21 protein-coding genes are annotated in these 22,592 nt (G+C 44.5%); 6 read left to right on the forward strand and 15 right to left on the reverse strand.

Going from position 1 to position 22,592, the window contains the following annotated elements:
- Positions 1–5 precede the first annotated feature (5 nt).
- Positions 6–533: a GNAT family N-acetyltransferase gene (locus tag K0625_RS04185; RefSeq protein ID WP_220108504.1), complete on the forward strand. Its 528-nt coding sequence runs from the start codon at positions 6–8 to the stop codon at positions 531–533.
- Between the two features lie 369 nt (positions 534–902).
- Positions 903–2,867: a methyl-accepting chemotaxis protein gene (locus K0625_RS04190; protein WP_220108505.1), complete on the forward strand. Its 1,965-nt coding sequence runs from the start codon at positions 903–905 to the stop codon at positions 2,865–2,867.
- 300 nt (positions 2,868–3,167) lie between these two features.
- Here K0625_RS04190 and K0625_RS04195 read toward each other — a convergent pair whose 3' ends face one another.
- Both K0625_RS04195 and K0625_RS04200 read right to left on the reverse strand, forming a co-directional pair.
- Positions 3,168–4,142: a chemotaxis protein gene (locus K0625_RS04195; RefSeq protein ID WP_220108506.1), complete on the reverse strand. Its 975-nt coding sequence runs from the start codon at positions 4,140–4,142 to the stop codon at positions 3,168–3,170.
- A gap of 244 nt (positions 4,143–4,386) precedes the next feature.
- Positions 4,387–4,890, reverse strand: a complete 504-nt coding sequence (locus tag K0625_RS04200; RefSeq protein ID WP_220108507.1) for a hypothetical protein — start codon at positions 4,888–4,890, stop codon at positions 4,387–4,389.
- A gap of 176 nt (positions 4,891–5,066) precedes the next feature.
- On the opposite strand from K0625_RS04200, the gene ubiD reads away from it, so the two are divergent.
- A complete protein-coding gene (gene ubiD, locus K0625_RS04205; RefSeq protein WP_220108508.1) occupies positions 5,067–6,548 on the forward strand; it encodes a 4-hydroxy-3-polyprenylbenzoate decarboxylase in 1,482 nt (493 codons plus the stop codon).
- Positions 6,549–6,601: 53 nt separating this feature from the next.
- Positions 6,602–7,312, forward strand: coding sequence for an NAD(P)H-flavin reductase (gene fre / locus K0625_RS04210; RefSeq protein ID WP_220108509.1), 711 nt, complete (start codon positions 6,602–6,604; stop codon positions 7,310–7,312).
- A gap of 532 nt (positions 7,313–7,844) precedes the next feature.
- Here fre and K0625_RS04215 read toward each other — a convergent pair.
- The 12 genes from K0625_RS04215 to K0625_RS04270 all read right to left on the reverse strand — a co-directional run bounded on the left by K0625_RS04215 (position 7,845) and on the right by K0625_RS04270 (position 20,626).
- Positions 7,845–9,155 (reverse strand): winged helix-turn-helix domain-containing protein, encoded by a 1,311-nt coding sequence (locus tag K0625_RS04215; protein ID WP_220108510.1) that lies wholly within the window; start codon positions 9,153–9,155, stop codon positions 7,845–7,847.
- Positions 9,156–9,420: 265 nt separating this feature from the next.
- On the reverse strand, positions 9,421–10,269 hold the full coding sequence (locus tag K0625_RS04220) for an ABC transporter permease (RefSeq protein ID WP_220108511.1): 849 nt from the start codon (positions 10,267–10,269) through the stop codon (positions 9,421–9,423).
- The gene (locus K0625_RS04225) at positions 10,262–11,245 is read right to left on the reverse strand and encodes an ABC transporter ATP-binding protein (RefSeq protein ID WP_220108512.1); all 984 of its coding nucleotides are present in this window, start codon (positions 11,243–11,245) and stop codon (positions 10,262–10,264) included. Before K0625_RS04225 ends, K0625_RS04220 begins: the two co-directional genes overlap by 8 nt.
- A complete protein-coding gene (nosD, locus tag K0625_RS04230; protein ID WP_220108513.1) occupies positions 11,235–12,578 on the reverse strand; it encodes a nitrous oxide reductase family maturation protein NosD in 1,344 nt (447 codons plus the stop codon). Before nosD ends, K0625_RS04225 begins: the two co-directional genes overlap by 11 nt.
- A 2-nt stretch (positions 12,579–12,580) precedes the next feature.
- A complete protein-coding gene (locus K0625_RS04235) occupies positions 12,581–13,069 on the reverse strand; it encodes a nitrous oxide reductase accessory protein NosL (protein ID WP_220108514.1) in 489 nt (162 codons plus the stop codon).
- A gap of 158 nt (positions 13,070–13,227) precedes the next feature.
- Positions 13,228–14,175: an NrfD/PsrC family molybdoenzyme membrane anchor subunit gene (nrfD, locus tag K0625_RS04240; protein WP_220108515.1), complete on the reverse strand. Its 948-nt coding sequence runs from the start codon at positions 14,173–14,175 to the stop codon at positions 13,228–13,230.
- Between the two features lie 2 nt (positions 14,176–14,177).
- On the reverse strand, positions 14,178–14,888 hold the full coding sequence (locus K0625_RS04245) for a 4Fe-4S dicluster domain-containing protein (protein ID WP_065204334.1): 711 nt from the start codon (positions 14,886–14,888) through the stop codon (positions 14,178–14,180).
- Positions 14,889–14,970: 82 nt separating this feature from the next.
- Entirely contained in the window at positions 14,971–15,675 is a 705-nt protein-coding gene (locus K0625_RS04250) for a tetratricopeptide repeat protein (protein WP_220108516.1), read from the reverse strand.
- Positions 15,676–15,716: 41 nt separating this feature from the next.
- A complete protein-coding gene (locus tag K0625_RS04255) occupies positions 15,717–16,508 on the reverse strand; it encodes an FKBP-type peptidyl-prolyl cis-trans isomerase (RefSeq protein WP_220108517.1) in 792 nt (263 codons plus the stop codon).
- 78 nt (positions 16,509–16,586) lie between these two features.
- Positions 16,587–17,015, reverse strand: a complete 429-nt coding sequence (locus K0625_RS04260; protein WP_220108602.1) for a rhodanese-like domain-containing protein — start codon at positions 17,013–17,015, stop codon at positions 16,587–16,589.
- 70 nt (positions 17,016–17,085) lie between these two features.
- Positions 17,086–19,116, reverse strand: a complete 2,031-nt coding sequence (locus tag K0625_RS04265) for a cytochrome c3 family protein (protein WP_220108603.1) — start codon at positions 19,114–19,116, stop codon at positions 17,086–17,088.
- Positions 19,117–19,738: 622 nt separating this feature from the next.
- Positions 19,739–20,626 carry a LysR family transcriptional regulator gene (locus tag K0625_RS04270; RefSeq protein ID WP_220108518.1) on the reverse strand — a complete coding sequence of 296 codons (888 nt, stop codon included), beginning with the start codon at positions 20,624–20,626 and terminating at the stop codon, positions 19,739–19,741.
- 110 nt (positions 20,627–20,736) lie between these two features.
- Here K0625_RS04270 and K0625_RS04275 point away from each other — a divergent pair, with 110 nt between their 5' ends.
- Together K0625_RS04275 and K0625_RS04280 are read left to right on the forward strand one after the other, a co-directional pair.
- Positions 20,737–21,045, forward strand: coding sequence for a monooxygenase (locus tag K0625_RS04275; protein WP_220108519.1), 309 nt, complete (start codon positions 20,737–20,739; stop codon positions 21,043–21,045).
- A gap of 4 nt (positions 21,046–21,049) precedes the next feature.
- Positions 21,050–21,421, forward strand: coding sequence for a hypothetical protein (locus tag K0625_RS04280; protein WP_220108520.1), 372 nt, complete (start codon positions 21,050–21,052; stop codon positions 21,419–21,421).
- Positions 21,422–21,558: 137 nt separating this feature from the next.
- Here K0625_RS04280 and K0625_RS04285 read toward each other — a convergent pair whose 3' ends face one another.
- The gene (locus K0625_RS04285) at positions 21,559–22,587 is read right to left on the reverse strand and encodes a methionine synthase (RefSeq protein ID WP_220108521.1); all 1,029 of its coding nucleotides are present in this window, start codon (positions 22,585–22,587) and stop codon (positions 21,559–21,561) included.
- Positions 22,588–22,592: the final 5 nt, after the last annotated feature.

A 22,592-nucleotide genomic window follows, 5' to 3' on the forward strand; every position in this document is an offset into this window, starting at 1 on the left:
TATAGATGAGTAAAATAATCACCGAAACAGACCGTCTTATCATACGAGAGTTTAACCTCGGTGATGCAAGCGCAGTTTATCATTTTAATGCACCTAAAGAGGTCAACCGCTTTACTGGTGATGCTGGAATGTGTGAGAACATTAAAGATGCAGAGCAGATCATCCGCAATATCTGGTTAGTGGAGTATCAGAAGTTTGGCTTTGGTCGTTGGGCGGTGGTGTTAAAAGAGAGCGATGAGGTCATCGGCTTTTGCGGCTTCAAAAATGAGCCCCGTATTAATGCTGTCGATATCGGCTATCGCTTTCACCCTGACTACTGGGGCAAAGGCTTCGCCACGGAATCAAATTTGGCTTGTATCGATTATGCGAAAAAGCATATGAAGCTGGACCGAGTCCTCGGTGATGTGGTTGTTGAAAACCTAGACTCTATCAAGGTACTGAAAAAGTTAGGCATGAATTACATCGGTCAATACCAAGAGGAAGGGTTTACCCTTAATCGATATGAACTTCTATTAAAGGGTAAAGCTGAATGAGAAATATAGAGAAAGCCATAGTGGATGACTTTCCGAGGATAGAAACCCCTAGACTGGTATTAAATGAAACAACATTAGGCTTCGAAAAAGAGAGAGTTTTAAAGCAACACAGCTACTGGAAAGGTCAATATCACGATTTAACGCTATTCTCTAAATTGAAGTGTTATCACCACCACAGATGAGTTAGTTAATAAAACCCAAAATGGCACCACAATCAGCCATATAAAAATGTGTTTTCACAAAAAAGCCAGCTCAATCTATTAGCAAAAGCGCAACAACTGAGATAATCTTATTTAAATTCAAGCCAACATTTCGCCAAGCAATAAAGTTTGCTATACCTAATTAAAGCCTCTAAAGAGTTTGACCATTATGCAACTTTTATCCAGCATCTCAGTCGCTAAAAAATTATCGATTGCGCCCATAGTATTGGGACTTATTCTCATTATTATCACTGTAATAGGAATTAGTGCTCTCAACGGTTTAGCCGACCGTATGCATCAGATCACTTTCGATCTTGCACCGGATACTGAGCTAGCTGCTGATATCACAAGCAGCCTCTATCGACTCAGGCTAACGGTAAAAAACTATGTAAAAACTGGTGACGATAAATGGGTATCCCAGTTCCAAAGTCAAAGTAAAAACTGGCAAGCAGCACTGGATAAAGCCTTTTTAGAGATCCAAAATCCGCAACGAGTCGCCATGTTGAATGAAATTAAAAGTAACAAAGACACCTATGTCAGTACTTTTAATAATATCGTCGTCAGTAATCAGCAAAAGCGAAATAAAGCGGTCACGGAAACATTAAATGCCCGAGGCCCTGAGATTGAACGCGGATTAACAAAAATAATGCAATCGGCTAACGAAGATGGTGACATCCATGCCGCATTTCTTGCAGGAACAGCCATTCGTAGCCTGCTGCTAGGTAGACTTTATGTATCTAAATTTCTGGTTGAAAACCAGCCAAGTCAGGTTGACAGGTTTAATAAAGAGCTAACAGACACCACAAAGCAGATAGATACCTTATTAGATAGTTTAGAAAACCCAACTCGCCGAACCTACGCAACAGAAGCGAAAGCTGACATTATTAGTTATACAAACATTGCTAATAATGTCTCCTCTTACATCAGTACACGTAATGCGGGTATCAAAACTTTAGATACTATTGGACCTCAAGTTGCCAATCAATTAGATGAACTAAGAGCATCAATCGCTGAATCCATGAGCGCCGCCTCAGCGGCTGCCGATGAATCTCAGCAAACGTCATCGACACTACTCTTAACTGTGGCCTTAATTGCCATCATATTCGGATTGGTCATCGCCTATATTATCTCTAAAGCTATCATCTCTAGCTTAGACTCAATGAATAAGGTCTTTGCCGATATTGCGCAAGGTGAAGGGGATCTCACAAAGCGTATACCTGTAACAGGGCAGGATGAACTATCACTACTTGCATCGAGCTTTAACCTCTTTGCTGAGAAGATACAGAAAACAGTCATCGAAGTGAGCAGCTCCACAGGGCAACTGCAATCAGCCTCAGATGCATTAACTACCAAAGCTAAACAGACGCAGAATGAGGTCAGTCAGCAGCAATCTCAAGCTCAGCTAGCCGCTGCAGCGATGACAGAGATGTCAGCCAGCGCCTCAGAAGTCAGCAGTAGCGCTAACCAAGCAAATGATCTCTCCAGTAGCGCCTTAAGTACCGCCAGTAATGGCCGAGAAGTGGTCATTAATGCAGTAAGCAGTATGAGCGCACTCTCCACTCAGTTAACGGATTCATCGGGGATCATCGAAAACCTTCGTAAAGACAGTGAACAGATAGGTACGGTACTTGATGTGATACGCAGTATCGCCGAGCAAACCAACTTACTGGCATTGAATGCAGCCATCGAGGCGGCTCGTGCTGGTGAACAGGGACGAGGTTTTGCCGTCGTTGCAGATGAAGTTCGCTCATTAGCGTCAAGAACCCAGGAGTCTACAGAAGAGATCCAAACCATAATCCAGACACTGCAACAGAGATCTGAAAGTGCCTTTAAGGCCATGACGGAGAGCTGTGCCAGTGCAGAGTCAACCGCAGAGCTTGTGCAATCTGCTGAGCAATCTCTTGGACAAATTGCTGAATTCATGGATGAGATCAATAATTCAATTGCCCACATATCAGATGCAGCAGGACAACAAGCAACGGTATCTGATGAGGTGAGTCAGAATGTCAACGCAGTCTCCGAGATATCGGCGGCAACCTACGGACAAACTGAAGATACCTGCCTCTCGGCTGAGCAATTATCTATGCTTGGTGACGATCTGGCAAAAAGCGTCAGCCAGTTCAAAATCAGCTAGCCCTCAATCAGGTTAAGAGAGGTGAAAAGGGTGTAGAGTTCAAGGCTCTACACCCTTTTTCTGTTAAATAGCCTGTCCTAATAAGCAGATGTTTAGACTTTACAAAATAGATAACTATTCCATCGTTAACTGGCTTAAACTCGTTAGCTAAAGAGAGCTTAATAATTGCTTAAGCTTATTCATACCTGCAATATCAGAAGGGTCTAGAAATAGAAAAGCATGCCAGTGGCATGCTTCAATTGATTAAGTTAACTCACCTATTGGTATCACTTAATACGCTTACTTAAATAGTCTCAAGAGTTAAAGAACAAAGCTATCGACCATAGTGACCATACGGCCAATTTCTGGTTTAGTGATGGTATCATTAGCCCCTAGGGCTAACGCTTTTCCTCGGTTATCCTCACTCATCAACGATGAGAACATCACAATAGGCATATTCTTATAGGACGACTTATCTCTGAGACGCTTAAGTAGATGTAATCCATCCATTCTTGGCATCTCCACATCCGAAATTATCCCACTCACCATCTCTTCGACCGATACGCCGGCTTCCTCAGCAAGTTTCTCAAACTCCTCCAACATCTCTAACGCATCACCACCATCTTTGGCCGTAATAATGTTATAGCCAGCTGTTCGAAGGGTATTTTCTATCATCTTACGAATAAAGGCAGAATCATCAACGATCAATATGGTTTTAGACTCACGCTTAGCCAGCATCTCATCATTAATCAGCACACTCTTATCCAGAGTCACATCATATTTATCCATGCTCAGTTCTGGATTGATATCAGCGATAATTTTCTCAAAATCCAGCACCATAATAAGGTGCCCTTCACGACGAACCACAGCAACAACGCAGTCCTGCTCCCCCGCTTCTAAGAACTGGCTAGGTGACTCCACCTGCTCCCATGAAACACGATGGATACTACGAACACTATCGATTAAGAAACCATTAATCATCTTATTAAAGTCGGTCACAATCACCACTTTATGCTCGAGATCATTCTGAGTCGGGATCCCAAGCCATCCAGCCAGATCCACTAAAGGAATAAGGTTATCCCGCAGAGAGAAAACCCCCACCATATGAGATTGAGCATTTGGATAGTCTGACGTATCAGGTACTCTGATGACCTCACGAACCTTGGCCACATTGATCCCATAATGGCAGACTTTATGCCCGCCTCCCGCTAGCGTCTTATGTAGATGGAACTCGATAATTTCGAGTTCATTGGTTCCGCTTTCAGTAAGAATTTCCGATTTCTTTAATTCACTCATACTCAGTACTCAAATATGCTCAAGGCTGCTTAAGCCGGAAGGAGAAATAAATAGCTATTACTAGTATAGGAAGGGAATCGTGCTTTATGTATTTTAGTTAGTCGATAAAAATAAGGGAGATACAATTACTCTATCCAGCATTATTCACTAAAGCTCTGACAGGGCTTATACCCAAACCACTTCTAGATGCGAACTCTCCATGTCGAGAAGTGACTGAGTTTAAGGGATGAAATTAAAAGACTCGTTATTCTACTACTTGGTAGGTCTCACTCTCCCAGTCAAACCGATACTCAACCCCTTGCCACTGATAAACGGTATGACCATTTTTTTGTATAGCACGGGCGTTAGCAGGTAGACTTTTTAAACCTGAGGCGAACTGAACACTGGTGGTGATCTGCTCTGGAGCTGCAATCACTTTAGGCGCTGTGGGCTTTGTATACGTGTTGCGATAATTATCACGGTAGCGGTAAGGATAGCCCCAGTTATTCCGCCAATATGGACGATACCAAGGCCTATTCCAGTAATAACTGTGATTATTCCAGTAAGGTGAGCCTGTCCCTACACCCAAACCCCAGCGCCAACCGCTACTGTAATTTGGATAATGGTTGCCCCAACTACTACTCCAACTGGGTTGCACCCAGACATTACTGCTCCAATTGAAACGCTCGTTGGCCTGCACGCTTAGACTAGAAAGAGTCAGTAAGGCAGAAAAAACAGTAACTTGCCCTAATCCAGATAATCTACCCATCTCTATTCTCCTCACACAGTTCTTTAGCAACTCAACGTCCATATTACTCCTATTTTCAGCAAGAAGTAATTTACCTCTGACTTATCTATTTATCGACTATTTAAAGCAGTTAAACATGTGTACTAAAAATGCTATAGTGCGCGCAATATCACATTTATAAGCAGGGTTATTTCCACATGAGTTTTAAGGATTTACGCAGTTTTATAGACCACCTAGAAAGCCAAGGTGAACTAAAGCGTATTAGCCATCCGGTCGATCCTAATCTTGAAATGACAGAGATCGCCGATCGCGTGTTACGCGCTAAAGGGCCTGCCCTGTTATTTGAAAACCCTGTAGGCAATGATATGCCTGTTTTAGCTAACCTTTTTGGTACGCCAAAACGCGTTGCTATGGCATTGGGTAAAGAGGACCCGCTTGCATTAAGAGAGGTCGGTGAGCTATTGGCTTTTCTGAAAGAACCTGAGCCCCCTCGAGGATTTAAAGACGCAATATCTAAGATCCCCATGTTTAAGCAAGCCCTAAACATGCCGCCTAAGACTGTCCGCAACCCGCCCTGCCAGCAAGTAATTAAGACTGGTGAGGAGGTCGATCTCACTAAACTGCCTATCCAACACTGTTGGCCTGGTGATGTCGCCCCTCTAGTGACTTGGGGATTAACCATCACTAAGGGACCTCGCCAAAAGCGCCAAAATTTAGGGATCTACCGTCAGCAACTTCTCGGGAAAGACAAACTGATAATGCGCTGGCTCGATCACCGTGGCGGCGCATTAGATTTTAAAGATTTTAAAGAGAAGCACCCAGGTGAACGCTACCCTGTGGTCGTTGCCTTAGGCTCAGATCCTGTGACCATTCTAGGCGCGGTGACCCCAGTACCTGATTCCATGAGCGAGTATGCTTTTGCAGGCCTTCTTCGGGGTGAGCGCACCGATGTCTGCAAGGCGGTAAGCTGTGATTTAGAGGTCCCAGCCACCAGCGAGATCATTCTCGAAGGTTATATCGATCCCGATGAGATGGCAGAAGAGGGTCCCTATGGTGATCACACAGGTTACTACAATGAGACAGACTCATTCCCCGTCTTTACCGTGACCCATATTACCCACAGAAAAGATGCCATCTACCACAGCACCTATACAGGCCGTCCACCTGATGAGCCCGCTATGCTAGGTGTCGCGCTTAATGAAGTATTCGTGCCTATCTTACGTAAGCAGTATCCAGAGATTATCGACTTTTATCTGCCACCTGAAGGTTGCTCCTACAGAATGGCCGTGATCTCCATACGTAAACAGTATCCAGGCCATGCTAAACGGGTCATGATGGGGGCTTGGTCGTTCCTGCGTCAGTTTATGTACACTAAATTTATCGTCGTGGTAGATGAGGATGTGAACTGCCGAGACTGGAACGATGTCATCTGGGCCATCACCACGCGCATGGATCCTAAACGTGATACTGTGATGATAGAGAACACACCTATCGATTACCTCGACTTCGCCTCTCCGGTTGCAGGGCTCGGATCTAAGATGGGCATGGATGCAACCAATAAGTGGGAGGGTGAAACCGATCGCGAATGGGGAACACCTATCGTCATGGATCAAGCGGTGAAAGATAAAGTTGACCAGATCTGGGCCGACTTGGGCATAGATGACGCCCCTACCCTATAATTTTACCAATATAGCTATTAAACCTCCAAAGAGGGGTAAATAAAGGAAGTTAGATGAACACCATTCGTTGTCAGATAGAGAAAGTGACCCCATTTAATGATGCGGTCTACCAAATCATTCTTAAGCCTGAAACCGCTTTCCAATTTAAAGCGGGCCAATATCTTTGTGTCGTTATGGGCGAAAAGGACAAGCGTCCATTCTCTATCGCATCCGCCCCAGACTCAGAACATATCGAGCTACACATAGGTGCAGCGGTTAGCGAAAGCTACCCAATGCAAGTCGTAGAGCGTATGAAGGAGTGCCTGCAAAACGGTGCTTATATCGATATTGAAGTCCCAGGCGGTGAAGCTCACCTGCGCCACGAGAGTGAACGACCACGTTTGATGATCGCCGGAGGAACAGGCTTCTCCTATATCAAGAGTATTATCGAACACCAGATCGCCTTAGATCAAAAAATCCCTACCACCCTCTACTGGGGATGTCGTAATGCCGATGCCATGTACTACGAAGAGATTGCAAGACAGTGGCATGATGTACACCCTTGGATGCACTTTGTCCCTGTGATTGAGCAAGCCGGTGATGATTGGAAAGGAAAAGAGGCCAACCTACTGGATCAGATCCGCGCTGATTTTGTCAGCTTAAATGGATACGACATCTATATCGCAGGTCGTTTCGATATGGTCGGTGCCGCACGTGAAGTGTTCCGCTCAATTGGTGTCGAAGAGGATCACCTCTATGGTGATGCGTTCGCGTTTATCAAGTAGATAAACGCTGTCTATAGGAGATTTCAAATCTTGTCAGATAACAAGTTTGAAGTCTCTTTTAATTACTCTATTTGGCTTATTTTATATTTAATGGTTAGTGGGTAACCATAGCCTCTCTTTAGTCTATAGCCTGCGGCTCGCTGAATGTGTAGATATTTCTGCGAACCGCCGCAAGCACCTCCATGTGGGCTCTACTAAAATATCCCTGTTTTAAAAGCTCGCAGCCGTACCTACACTAGACTCTGGCTCCAACATAAATATCTCTTCGAGTTGAATTTATGGACGCCCATATTGATCACGACATTGATCTATCCATGTACGATACCTAAGGTAGGCAATGAAGGTACATCTTTAGTTGCCCAGTCTAATACCAACTCCTGAAACTAGCTCCTGAAACAAGTTCAGGATGACGGATCATCTAACCAAGTTTCATTCTGAAATGGTACCATCTAACAGACCTAAACTTACCTTCTAGCAGGCTGAAGTCAGCATTCTCGCACCTAGAATTAGGGCCTAGAACCTAGGATCTTCTCTATAACTCAACCTTCTCATATTTGGTCCAGACGATGATATTGCCCATCAGAGGCACCACCCAGACTGAGGTTTGGTTATCGCTATGAATACGGTAGTAGAATAGCTCTTCATCGCGAATATTGTGCTTTCTAATCTCGCGGTAGAAATGCATCGCCGATGCGCTGACAACCTCAGGTTTAATCAAGTCTTTCTGAGTAACCTTCACATAGAAAACATCTACATTTAGGTTATCTATCTTCTCCTGGTACTGCTCAAACTCACCACGTACCTGATATTTAATCGGCGTCGTTAAACAATCCTCATCTGTGATACAGGTAGAGGAGTAAAACTTACCGCGACTCTCCCCCTCATAAACCAGAGATATACCCAGATCTGCGCGCACCAATAACTCATTCGCCACAGGGAAGTAGATATCACCATGATAGTGATGCTCAATAAACTCAGGTTCAACGGACTTTATCTTCTCTTTCTCTTCAAATACCACATGTGCAGGTAGCAATACTCGGTTATAGCGGATCCGCTTCTCCATCGTGCGGCTTAACTTCATAAACTCCTTCATGTCTAAACCAGCAGGCGTTAATCCGATCGCCGCCAAATTGATCATCTGATCACTAATACAGTGACCATCCCTGTCCGTTTCGCAGCTGGCGAATGAGTAGTGCTCTCCATCGGTAAATGCATAAGCACTAAAGTTATCAATGCTGGCGATCTGGTTGGTTTCCGGCGCAATATGTTTCTGCCACATAGAGGGGTGAAGCCTATCCTCCCCATCTGGGTAGATAAGCTGTGCGTTCTCATTGGTACCACCTAAGTTGAGCGGGATCTGTTTATCTGAACGCCACTTGCCTGTCTCCTGCATCACATTGTAGCTGTCACTGCTCAACCAAGCCCATGCGATAAGTGCTAGCAACACCACTATCCCACCAAGCTTAACGATTAACGACACATCAAACAGCGCAGTTTTTATCGACTCCGCATCATTAACGGCCAATATCTTCACATGAGACTTCATCGAGATATGTAACTGATACCCTCTTCTGGCAACAGTTTTAAGTTGCACCTCGGGGTACGGCTCAAGCTTCTTTCTAAGTGTACTGACACATTGAGTTAAAGAAGTAGCAGCAACGACACGGTCGGGCCAGCCCACTTGCAACAGCACATCTTTATCACATATTGCATCGGGTGTTGTGAGCAGATGAGAGAGGATGGCAGATTCGGAAAAGGTGAGCACTATTGTCGTTCGAGTCACACGGTCGACAAGCTGGTTAGCTTCACAGTCTAATTCCAAATAAGGGGTAACTTTTAACAACTTACACCTCTTTATCCCCCCAGACTCACAAGCCATGCTCAAGCATTGATACAGAAGGAGGGTTAAATACTGATTAATACGAATAATGTTATTTTCAAGCGAAAGATACTGTGATTATTAGCGCAAATCAAACTTATCTTCACACAAGACTATGCTTATTTTCACATACGTGAACTCACTCTCGCAAAACCCCAACAGATGGTTCTATTTGCCTACACAGATACCATAAAACCAAATAGATCACTAAGTTAGCTAACATTCAATATTATAAGCTTTTACGTCTAAACAGCTGATGAGATACTGCCATCAATACACAGATCCAGGCCAGCATAGAGGCATATAACCCCTCTAACGCCCAAGAGCTTCCATTAAGCAGTGATAAACCCTCACTCGAATCGATGGCCATCTCATTCACCGCTCGGTATAGATCCGTAGGATTTAGAGCGATCAACAAATTTAATACGCTTTGGTTAATGACACTCAACTCGGCCACCAGCACAGCTAACAGGAGTAGATCATAAAGCAGCACAAACAGAAACCAGATAAAGAGTAAACTGCCCACCGCTCTAGCCTTCTCTGTGGCGCGCAGGCTCACCAAATAACCTACCAAGATAAAAGTAAGCGCAAGCAGAAAGCTACTTAAGATGAACTGCATAAATACCAGTAAGGTCTCCATAACAGGATAAGATCCACCTAACAGCAGCAACAATATTCCTGTGCCGCCAAAAGCAAAGGAGATACTCACGAACATGACAAAACCGTGGCCTAACAGCTTACCCAAGATGATCTGAAATCGTGTCAGCGGATAGGAGAGTAGCAACAGCAAAGTCCCCGCTTCATCCTCACCCACAAAAGCGTCATAACTGAGCAAAATTGCCGCCAAGGGGATAATAAACACAGAAACTGTCGACAGACTCGTGATTAAGCTTGGTAATGCGGGAAGTGCCAAGGTGCCGGTTATCGCGCTACCTGCAAATGTAATACTTAAGGATAAGACAATAAAAATAAGTGAAATAAAGCTTATCCAGCGGTTTCGAAAGCTATCCTTAATCTCCTTGGCAGCGATAATAAACACAGGTGAGTTAAGTGAAGTGATAGATAACATGTTACGCATTTCTCGTTTTCAAAAACTGGCTGGAAAGACGAGTCAACAATGACTCTTTTGGGATTATTCTCGAGGCCTGCTCAGAGCCAATATGACTCTCCATATCACGACCCATATAGTGACGATAAATCTGAGTAAGTCCGGGCTTGCTCAGTGAGAAATCAAACTTGCCATATTGAGAGGTTAAACATCGCACCACCTCCTCCTGCTGCTCAAGTTCAAAATGCAGAGCATCATCTTGATACAGGTTAAGCAAGCTTTGCTCCTGCTTAACGACTTGAGCTAAACCGTCACACTTGAGCTCGGCTTTTAACCCACTTTGCAACCTAAGTTGATTCAGATCTCCTAAGGCTAAACGCTCACCTTTGGCCATAATCATAGCCATGTCGATATGGGGCTCAATGAGTGAGAGCTCGTGGGTACAGACAATCACAGCGCAGCCTGTTCTTTTCAGCTCGGCAATCTTGCCATAGAGAAATTGTGATGCCTGAGGATCTAGGCCTACCGTTGGTTCATCTAACATAAGAATATCGGGCTCAGATAAAATAGCCTGAGCAAAACCAAGGCGTTGTTTCATCCCTTTAGAGTAAGTTTTCAGCTGTCTATCTTTGGCATAACCTAGGCCAAACTCCTCAATAAGTGTGGCCACTTTGGCTTTACTAACCCCTTTAAGCGCCGCGAAATAGGTTAAGATCTCCTCGCCGGTTAACTTGTCGTAGAAACTGACATTCTCAGGCAGGTAACCCAGTCGCACACACCTCTCTCTAGATGATAAGCACTGCCCAGCTCCCATCAGCGAGACTTCACCCAACTCAGGAGCGATCAGGCCTAAAATTATTTTTATCAGGGTCGACTTACCTGCACCATTGTGGCCTAAAAGGGCCATTGTTTGCCCCTGTTCAACCCTAAAACTCACCTGTTTCAAGGCGCTGAAATCACCAAAGTGATGGCTCACCTCATTCACACTGACAGCACTATTTCCCATAAAAAATTCCACCGAAAGAGAGGGAGTCACTCTCCACAAGAGTAATACCTGACTCATTAACAAACCCTGATCTGTCGCTAGGGGTTGATAGCGGGAAGCTGTCGATAATGCCAGTATCTTCGACAATATCGAACTCACGCTGCGCCCACTTAAGTAACATCACTATCGGACTTCCCATCAAAAAATTCGCTTCAGGGTAGAGCCAAAATAAGCGGTCCAGATTGTCATTGGGGTGATAAACACCTTGCCCCACCTGCAGGCCAGCCCTAGACCATGATTGGTAACTACTCCAGTAGTTGCCACGGCCACCATAACTCCACTCAAGCAGAGCATCTCCCACATATTTAACTTGAGATACGTTATCGATAAATCGATTCTCAAAGATTCGATTGCCCTCGCCCCCCATCGCCATATAGATGCCTATATCATTTTGGGAAAACTGGTTATTCCAAACTAAATTGTCTCTAGCACCATAGATAAAGACGCCTTTTCCCTCACGGCCTAGATCCACTTTTTCGCTGGGGTTAGACACAAGCTCCGCCTCATTAGATTCAATCAAACAAAGGCTGGTCATATTGAGCAGTACCCCAAAATCCAATGCGTGGAAGACCCGATTATGGTGAAGGTAGATCGACTTAGAGCTCATCAGCGCATAACCCCCCTCAACATGGCGACTGAGATTGCCAAACGCCTCATCTGAGTGGGTGTACATATAGTGGATGCCATATTGAAGGTCTGAAAATTGATTATCGAACACCCGACTAAAGCTGCCGGTTTCAAGGTAAACCCCGTCACGAACCTTAGAGATACGATTGTCTGAAACCGAGGGGGAGATAGCATTAAGCAGGTAGATCCCATCACCTCTGTCTAAGAAATAGAGTTCGCCATTGCCTGTGATCGTATTTCCAGCAATAGTGATATGACTTGATGAGTCAGCGCTTATTCCAAAGCCATCTCCCTGAAATCTATTGCGACGAATATCGGCTCTGTCCGCCCCTTCAAGTAGCCGAATACCTGAATCTTTCTCATAATGATCATTGCCCCAGTTACGGATCTTTAACCCCGTCACCGCAACATCAGGGGCCATAATGGTGATCGCACTTCCCTCTCCATCAGCATCGATAATGACCTCCCCTTCCATATCACCGGAGATGGAGAGCGGCTTATCGATAACAAGAGCGCCTCGATATATGCCGGGAGCCAAGATCAGTTGATCATAAGGTTGTGCTGCTTGCAGCTGAGCATTGAGTGTTTGGGGACTATCAATATAAAGAGTCTCAGCTTGAATAAAGCATGAGAGCAGCAATAGGCACCATCCCCCCAAATACCTCATCTTTACTCTCCGGCTAACAAGCCCAAGGTGATCTGCTCATATTGAAGCACGGCACCGCCAAACTCTTCGGCAAAAGCTTCTGCACTCGCTTTTGTACTAAAGGAAGCAACTGCCGATCCCATCACAGCTTTTCGGCTCGTACCGTATACATACCAAGCTTTAGTGGCATCAATAAAGCTAGTGTCCTGTGGTTTTTTCCACTCAGTGACGCTCATATCGTGCACCATCAGATGACTGATCTGACGTTTATTTTCTGGCTGCAGAGCAAAATTAAACATATCCCGCGTCGAGCAAAACTTAGGTGAGATCTCAGCACTCTTAAGCTGCAACGCCCCTTTAGGTCCGGGGTATTTAGTGATCATCATGCCGCACAGATGACAACGGTCGTGCTCACCAATCGATTGAGCAACCAGCTGTTCAGGTGCGCTATTTCCTTGACTACAAGCGATAAGAGCGGGGATGAGTAAGATAAGAGAGATAAGCTTTTTCATACTGGACTCAAATTAAAAATTAGTTAACGAAAAAGTAGATAACTCAACACCCTATCGGTACCTTGCAGGGATTAACCGATAGGAGTGTGAGTCATAATTTCAAAAAATAGCTTCTATTACTCTCCTTGCAGGGACGGGGTAATAAAACCTAACTTCCGCTATATCGCGTACAGTTGACCCGCATAAAGGATAAACATACGCAGACACATCATGCCGGCAACAGCGCAAACACCCGATAGGTAAAAGGCTTTAGCGCTGTGGCTAAAGGTTTTACCCGTAGCAAAGTTCAGTAGTAGTGGACCACCGAAACCTAGGCCAACGACACCGAACCAGAACACAGCAGCCCACTCTCCTGTATGGAAAGCGTCAAAAGCACTTTGTGCTCCCGCATTACCTGTCATAAGCGACGTCACAATCATGAAAATAAACAGCATTTCAGCGATCATGATTGGCCACTCAGCGCCATGAAGGATCTTCATATCTTGGCTATGTAGGTCTTCCTTAAACACGGATACTGCAAGCATTTTTGCCGCTGCAGCGCCCGCTGAAATACCAGAGGCAATAAACAGCGCCGGCAGAACAGAGGTGTTAATGATAGGAAAACGTACCAGCGCCGAGATAAGGAAACCGGTATAAGCACAAACCGCAAGCGCCAATACTAATACGCTCACTTCACATGGGCGGCGAATACCTTTTAGCTTCTCAATCACAGGCACTAATACCTTAAGTGCAGGTATCGAGCGGATCTCCTCTTCAAGGGCAAACAGTGCGATCACCGCCACTAACGGGATATAAACCGACAGCGCGATAACACCAATCGACATCACTGAATTTAGGTTGTAATAAACCAAAATTCGCCAGAAGAACAGCGGATTGGTCAAGTCTAAAACCAGACACAACATGCCTAAGCTAATGGTCACAAATGAGATTAGTGCCGCCGCTTTATAAAATGGTGTGTTGGTTGTCTGCTTTTTGTAGAAGCGCAAGAACAGCGCTGTGGCTAGCGCACCACCAGAAATGCCTGCAAAAAACAGATAAACAGCAATAGGCCAAGGCCAAGCGAGGCCATCAGATAGCCCCATTGTAAACTCAATATTGCCGTCCATATCTATACTCCCAGCTTAACAATTGGTATGTAACGTAAGCTCGGCTCAGTACCAAACCCTGGCTTAATACGCACAGAATCTTTTACTCGCAGTAGCTTACTGATATAGGATGTCGGATCGTTAATATCACCAAAAATCAGTGCATCGTAACGACATTTCTGCACACAAGCAGGAAGCTCGCCGATGGCAAGTTTACTGTTTAAACAGAAATCACAGTTGTCGGCGACATCGGTTTCTTTATTGATAAAACGCGCATCATATGGACAAGCCGCAATACAGTACTTACAACCCGCACACTTAGCCGCGTCCATAGTCACAATGCCTGTCTTCTCATCTCTGTGGGCCGCGCCTGTTGGGCAAACGGTGACACAGGGAGCATTCTTACACTGCTGACATGACACGCGAACGAACTTACGCTCACAACCACACTCTGTGGTTTTGCCGCAATGTGGACAAGGCTGACCTTCGAGCCCACCAGAGTGTTGCTCCATCAAGAGTCTCGACTTACCCTCAGGTAAGTTGTTGGCGAGATTACAGGCCTCCTTGCACTCGCCGCAGCCAGTACATTTGTTTTGATCAAACACCATAGCGTAATGGGGCTTGTTTGCATCTGACTCCCCCTCTTTGACCGAGCTACACCCTAAGGGGGCTAGTATCAAAGAGCTGGCTCCTAAGCACTTAAGGAACCTCCGTCTCTCTATATTTTCACTCACAGCATCCTCCATCTATCAGCTATCTTGCTGATATATTTTATTATTTAGCTTTCATCTCTTTAGGACTATGCTCAGTTTCAGCCTATGAACGATCAGCTACTTTTTGCTCTGCTTTAAAAATCGCATTATTAATTGAAGCTCGGTTAAAGCTCTGACTTTCGCTCTGTAGCAAGAGCTGCCACTGCTCAATGGCTTGCTCATATTGGCCATTAAGATAAGCGTGGGTCGCCTTTAATAACCGAGATTGAAACTCAAACTTATCCAGTGCCAAGGCCCTTGCCAGAACCAGCTCGGTATCCAGACTCATGGTTCGATTATCCCGGTAGTACATGGCGCTCGCTTTCATCCCCAGCAGATCGGCAGCTTCGCCACTCAAAGCAATAAGCTCATCGAGTGAGTTAATCGCCTCGGAATACATGCCACCTGCAATATAGGATTGAGCTAAATTTAATAATGCAATTTCACTCTTAGGTTGCTCGCTGACTTTGCGAGCATTTTTATTGATATCTGCTGCGATCAGATAATCAATATTTTCATCAACAACACCTTTATCCCACTCACCAAAACGCCCTACCTGGGCGTACAGGCTCAAACAAGAGATCAAAAAAATAATAGTCACTGCTGCCGGTACCTTGATCTCACCGAACGAGAACTGAGCTGGGTGATAAGACCCATCACCCACAGCCGTTTCGTTTAGCAGAAGGTGAGCAGATTGGAGATGATGTCGCCAAATGAGTACAACAGGTACACTCAAGGAGATCACAATACCGACAGCTAGACTATTCATAACAACTCTCAAAAATGGCTTAATGGATAAATGAATATGGCTTAATGAGGATTACCCTGTCCCATCATGCCACCCATTCCCATACCACTTAGGCCCATGCCATGCGCGCCTTCACCTGGCGCTTCAACCTTCACTAGCTCCACCTCAAACACCAGTGTTGAACTCGGTGGAATAATGCCAACTTGTTTCTCGCCATAGGCAAGTGCTGCAGGGATAGCAAACTTGTACTTAGATCCCTCATTCATCAAGGGGATCCCCTCTTGCCAGCCCTCAATCACACTCATTAAAGCAAAACGGTTTGGCTCGTTACGCTCGTAAGAGTCATCAAATGGTGTACCGTCGACTAAGAAACCTTTGTAGTGCACGGTAACCACATCCTGTGGATTTGGCTTACGCCCCTCACCTTCAGAGATGACTTCATACTGCAGACCTGAATCAGTCTCGTTAACGCCATCTTTTTTCCTGTTTTCGGTAAGGTACTTATTGCCAGCGGTAAGGTTTTCCAGCGCAATCTTGGCCTCGGCAGCTTCTCTTGCCGTATTGAGTTGCTCTGCACGCTGGTTAAGGAAAGTTAAGATCTCTTCATCTGAAAACTGTGGTTTGTTCTTAAGGGCATCGACAACACCTTCAATCACCAGCTCAACATCAACCTCAGCGCCGAGTTCGGTCTGGCTATAGATCTGGCCAGAGATATATTTACCCAGTGAGGCACCTATGCTGTAGGACTCTTTTTGAACATCTGAGCTGATCTCTGTGTTCGCCATAGCATTTGCAGAGATAAGCAGTGATACGCTGGTCATAACGGCTAAGGTATTTCTCTTAAATGTTTTCATTAATCTATTCTCTGAGTTATTGCTTAAATTTTTAGTCTTTGATCTATTTATAGTTTTTATATTTTACTAACTGCTTACTTAGGGTTTTTCAGTCGGACGATTGGCTAAACGCCAGCCGTAGATCCCATCAGGCATCTGCCTCACACCTGTGTAACCAAGCTTCATCACAGCATGCGCTGCGATCTCACTGGCATTACAGAGACGATTGGCGCAGTAAAACACCATGACTGCATCTTTCTTTGCGGGAAGCAGCTTTTTCCAATCTTTAACGTTGAAGTAGACAGCACCTGGAATAAAGCCTTCAGCCCATAACTCCAGCGTATTCACATCAAAGAAATAGACGCCTTCTTTACCCACTAAAGTTTGAGCCTCCATCATGCTGATAGTGTTGAGCTGATGTTCATAGCGATGAGCAGGTGCCATCTCAGAGCCACCACCAGCTAAACAACTAGTAGAGCTTGCGATTAATGTCAGGGTTACTAAGATTTGACCCAGTGCTTTTTTCATCATCTTCTCTCTCTATTGCCTCGGCACTTATTGCGGTGCAATGTATGCCGAGGCGGTTGAGTTATTCAGCTTACTTAGCTGCGTAACCTGTTCCATCTAGAATGTTTTGTGCTTGCGTAACATAAGTTAGCGCTGCATCTAGACGCTTCTGGCTGTAACGGAAGCCATGCACACCCCAAGAGCCATCTTTCTTAATAAGATCAACAGTCTCTTGTGCCTTCTCAGCTAGCATTAGCACCTGAGTCTTGTCTTCAGTAGACAACTTAGTGACCTCTAATAGCTGGTCGATGCGTACAAGAGCTTGCTCAACTTTCGAGAAAACTTCTTTAACAGGCGTTTGCATCTTCATTACTTCACCGTAGATCTCTAACTGGTCTTCGTAATGTAGGCCTTTCTCTAGCTCAGATTGGAACTGGCTGTGACAACCTTTGTTCTCAACCACATCGTGATCAGAGATTGAGGTACGAGCACAAGACCACATCAAATCTAGGTAGTTACGACCCTCTTCGTTCTTCGCAACAGTCCAGCCTTTACCAGCCTTAGGACCTTGAGTACGTGGCTCACCTTCTGGTGGGTTAAGTGTCTTCAGAGTTGGGTCGACCTGGATCTTCCACATATGAGACTTACGTACTGCGTCGAAACCAGCTTGATCAGGGAACTGCAGTGCCTTGAAGTTTTCACAGCTACCCATGTTAGGCATGTGACAGCTTTGACAAGTTTGCTGATTGTGAGTATCTGAGTTTTCAGCAATCAAAGTCTGTGCTTCGTGACAGTCTTTACAGTCTTTCTTCAGCTTTGGCGTAGTGAAACCAGACTGCCAATCACCATCAGTCACTTCGTGTGGATCGTGACATGTAGTACAACGCATGCCCTTCTCATAGTGCACAGAGTTATACATCTGCGAACCTTCAGTACCACATGATGGACATAGTGACTTCATCTTCACACCGAAGGCGTATTCACGCTTTTCTTGTGCTTGAGGCGTGTCAGCAAGTGTTGGGTCATACTGGAAGCGTTGGTGACAACGTTCACAGTTAGACTGCATACCGCCAGTACCACCATCTAAGTGACCACCCGCGCCATGACACTCTTCACAAGCGATACCACGAGAGATCGTGTGCTCTTGAAGCTTCTTAGGATCGCCTAATGCATCGAAGAACTCTTGCTTGTTTTGGAAGTCAAACTTGAACGTATGACAAACTTCACAGTAAGAACTTGCTGGTTGGAACAGCATCTCTTTTTCGTACTTAGCGCCGTAAGAGCTCATACCTTGCTGGTGCGAACCAGAACCACCGAAACCAGCTAAGGTTGTTGGGAATTCAGGGATAACATCGTTAATCTTCTTAGACATCTCTGGGGTTAACCATTCAGCCCAACCACGAGAGAACTGGTTAGCACCTGCCACCATTTTACCGCTGCCGTCACGCAGTAAACCGTCTCTGATGTGGTAAGTACCTCGCACTAGCCATGCATCGATGAAACCGTATTTAGTACGAGGTGTACCAACAGTTGCATAGATCATGTCTGGGGTAATACCATCTGGCAAAATCGAGGTATCTTTAGTGTTGTACATGGTCTTTTCAATGTCGTTATCCACCTCTGGGTGTTCGCCAGGGAAACGAATTGTTTTAGCATGACGCGAGCGCTGCCACTTCTCATATTGAGTCGCATGACATTCGGCACACTTTTCAGGACCAACAAAGTTGTTTGGATAATCTAGAATTGATTTAGCACCTAAACGGTACTGGACCGCGCGTGGCGTGCCAACACGCTCACTATAATTTGGACTGTGGCCGGTATCTAAATACTCCTCTCCACGGTCACTGATATGGTAATCACCAATCAAATTACCTGATTGCTGATACTTAAATACAGGATGGTTTTCGAATAGATAATCAAATAGCTCCTCTTCCTGAACAATATAGTCTTGCAGCGTTTTTACGCCGTTAACTTGTTGCATACCGTCGTATTCAGCCATCACCGCTTTAGCGGTTTTTCCCATCTGAGGGATGCTGTCATATTTTCCAGCAGCGTTCGCATTGGCAATGGCACCAAAACAAAACAGCACGCTTAATGCTACCTTGTGTTTCCACCGTCTCATCATTCACTCCTACTTATATTATTTTATTTTTTCATTGTTTTTTGCGGACTTTTTTAAGCCCACATTTTTAAAAACTAACCGTTCACCGATTGAACTAAATAACTGAGCAGGGCCTATTTTCCATATAAAAAACAGTAAAAATCTGCGCTAAAGCACACTTGATAATTAATTAGAACCCATTAGATATAAAACTAATCTTTATTATGAAAAACAGCAGGTTGAATTACTTTGCAGAGGATTTTTTAGATCTAAAAACTGTGATTTCACTTTCTTTAAAACAGCAAAAATGCACAAAAGCGGCCATAGCAGCCACTATCAAGCTCAACGCTATAAGGCACAAAGTAAGATGCCATAAGGGTTTACTCACCATAATCACAAAGAGGTAGAGCAATGACGGCTCATGAGATGAGGGTTACTGTTTTTAGTGGTTATGGATTGGTTATTTGGGAAATCGTAGGAGCAGTGAACAGGTAGGAGGAAGAAAGATAGACAGGGAAGGCAAAGAGGGAAGAGAAATAGCTAAAGCAATTTCTCTGGATATCTTAGTTATTTTTATCACTCTTTTGCCCCATTCCTTATCGGAATGATGGCTCGTTTGTATTTATCTGAACTGAAAGTCTTATCATCGATGTAAAGCACTTTCGAGTAGAGCTTGATAAAGTGCCAAGGCTGCGGAACCGCTTTTAACTCCTTTTGGCAAAGTAAGGTGTAGCGCAACTTGATACTGATTTGAGTACTCGACCTCTAACACTTTGATTTTATCATTTTGACGGTACTCAACGAGGTGTTTTGGTAGACGGCAGAATCCAACACCTTGCTCAACGGCTCTAAAAGCGTGCTCAAAATTATCGACCGTAATTCGTTGACGAGCTCGCAACCAACCCACATCTTGCTTAACTCTGCCAGGTTCCCCCAAATCACGCACCACAATTTGGCTAGTGGTTGCTAAGTCTGCGAATGAAACATGCTCTTTGTACACCAGTGGATGCTTAGCAGAGATGACAGGTACCATGGTTGTCGTCCCAAATGCTTCAGCAGGGTAGTTGGTGATCGGAAGGTTGATAATGGCTATATCAGCTAACTCGTTCATCACCATATCAGTCGTTTTACTCAATGAGGTTTCAACAACTTGAACCGAAGTAGTGCTGTTTTGATCGAGAAATCCGCTCAGTGGTAAGTAAAGCCAACTTGGGTCGCACAGGTGATCGATGGCTATTATGATTTGCGATTCAACACCGCTACTTAATTGTTCGCTGATCATCTCTAGTTCGCGAGCTTGTTCAAGCATTGATTGCGCACGTCGCAACATGGTCTTGCCGTGTTCTGTTAATCCCGCTTTGCGCCCCTTTACCTTTATCAGCTTTATACCAAGTTGGTCTTCGAGCTTTTTCACCGAATAGATAAGCGTGGTATGGCTTTTATTGAGTGCGATAGCCGCAGATTGAATACTACCGGCTTGTTCAATCGCTTGCAGAGTTTGCCACTGTTCTAGTGTTGTTTTGAATCTCATTGGTCAATTTTTTCGACAGATAATGGCAAAATTATGAACTTTTCTGTCAGTTTTATAAAGGTAATAATCTTCTCATCGAAAACGAGTCAATAAAGAAGAGGAGACTCAAGATGTCGAAATTACTGCAAGTTGATTTTGAATTTCATGGTCCATTTGGTGAAAATATGTCAAATGCCTTGGTCGGGTTAGCCCAGTCCATCAATCAAGAGCCTGGTATGATTTGGAAGATTTGGACCGAAAGCGAAAAAGACAAACTCGGTGGTGGTATCTACCTTTTTGAAGATGAAGCGACAGCGAGTGCTTACCTAGAGATGCACACCGCACGTTTACAACAAATGGGTGTAGCTGAAGTAAGGGGACAAATTTTTGATATCAATACAAGGTTGAGCACGATCAATCAAGGTCCAATTGGAGAGTAATATTATGGCTAACCGCACTTTTCTAACCATTCATGGCTTCATATACATGGCATTTGCGTTTGCACTGTTCTTCGTCCCAACGATGATGTGGCCGATGTATGGTTTACAAATTAATGATCAATACGCGCTGTTTCTTTCTCAGCATACATCAATCTTTTTAGGTGGGATTGCTGCGGTAAGTCTGATGCTACGTGATATTGAGGCAGGCAACACAGCTAAACAACTGTTCAAAGCACTACTAGTTACCAATACCCTAGGAGTACTCATCACTACTTATGCTGGTATTACAGGTGTATTTGTTGGTTTTGGTTGGAGTGACCCTGCATTCTTTTTGTTACTAAGTGTTCTCACTTTTCTTCAATGGAAAAAGCAATAACAAACAAAAAGAGAAAAATAGAGCCACCCATAATAAATAACGAATATTGATGCCTCTTACTAAGCTTTACTTATAAACTTAAGTGAGAGGTTACTATAACAACTGTAGGTGTCTTGATTATTTATTTTCTGTTAATGCTAAGCTAAAAGTTCTTTGCGGACGATGGCAGCACCGGCGCTTAGGGCATTTAGCTTATCTCTTGCAACTCGACGAGATAAAGGCGCCATACCACAGTTAGTACAAGGGTAAAGCTTATCGGCATCGACAAACTCAAGTGCTTTTCGCAGGGTATTAGCGACCTCCTCTGGCGTTTCAATGGTATCGCTTGCCACATCAATAGCGCCTACCATCACTTTTTTACCGCGAATTAACTCAAGTAGCTCAATAGGCACATGGGAGTTATGACACTCTAGCGAGATAATATCGATATTAGACTTTTGCAGTTTAGGAAAAACCTCTTCATATTGACGCCATTCAGTACCTAAGGTCTTTTTCCAATCGGTATTGGCTTTAATGCCATAGCCATAACAGATGTGCACCGCCGTTTCGCATTTAAGTCCCTCTATTGCTCTTTCTAAACAAGCAATTCCCCAGTCGTTAACCTCATCAAAAAATACATTAAACGCAGGCTCATCAAACTGGATGATATCCACCCCAGCTGCTTCTAACTCTTTGGCTTCTTGATTAAGAATTTTGGCGAACTCCCAAGCAAGTTGCTCACGGCTTTGATAATGATCGTCATAAAGCGTATCAATCATGGTCATGGGACCTGGCAAAGCCCATTTAATCGGTTGCTTGGTTTGCTGACGTAAAAACTTAGCATCTTCAACAAAGACAGGCTTTTGACGAGAGATAGGCCCAACAATCGTCGGGACGCTGGCGTCATAGCGATCACGGATCCTAACGGTTTTACGATTCTCAAAATCGACACCACTTAAGTGCTCAATAAAGGTTGTGACAAAGTGCTGCCGTGTTTGCTCGCCATCACTGACAATATCAACGCCAGATTGCTGCTGCTCTTGCAACGACACACGCAGCGCATCGTGTTTGCCATCAATCAATGCCTCACCTTCTAATTTCCAAGGTGACCAAAGTGTTTCAGGTTGAGCTAGCCAAGAGGGCTTAGGCAAACTGCCTGCTGTAGAGGTAGGTAATAATGTTTTCATAATCA

This window comes from Shewanella nanhaiensis (assembly GCF_019457885.1).
GTDB lineage: Bacteria > Pseudomonadota > Gammaproteobacteria > Enterobacterales > Shewanellaceae > Shewanella > Shewanella nanhaiensis.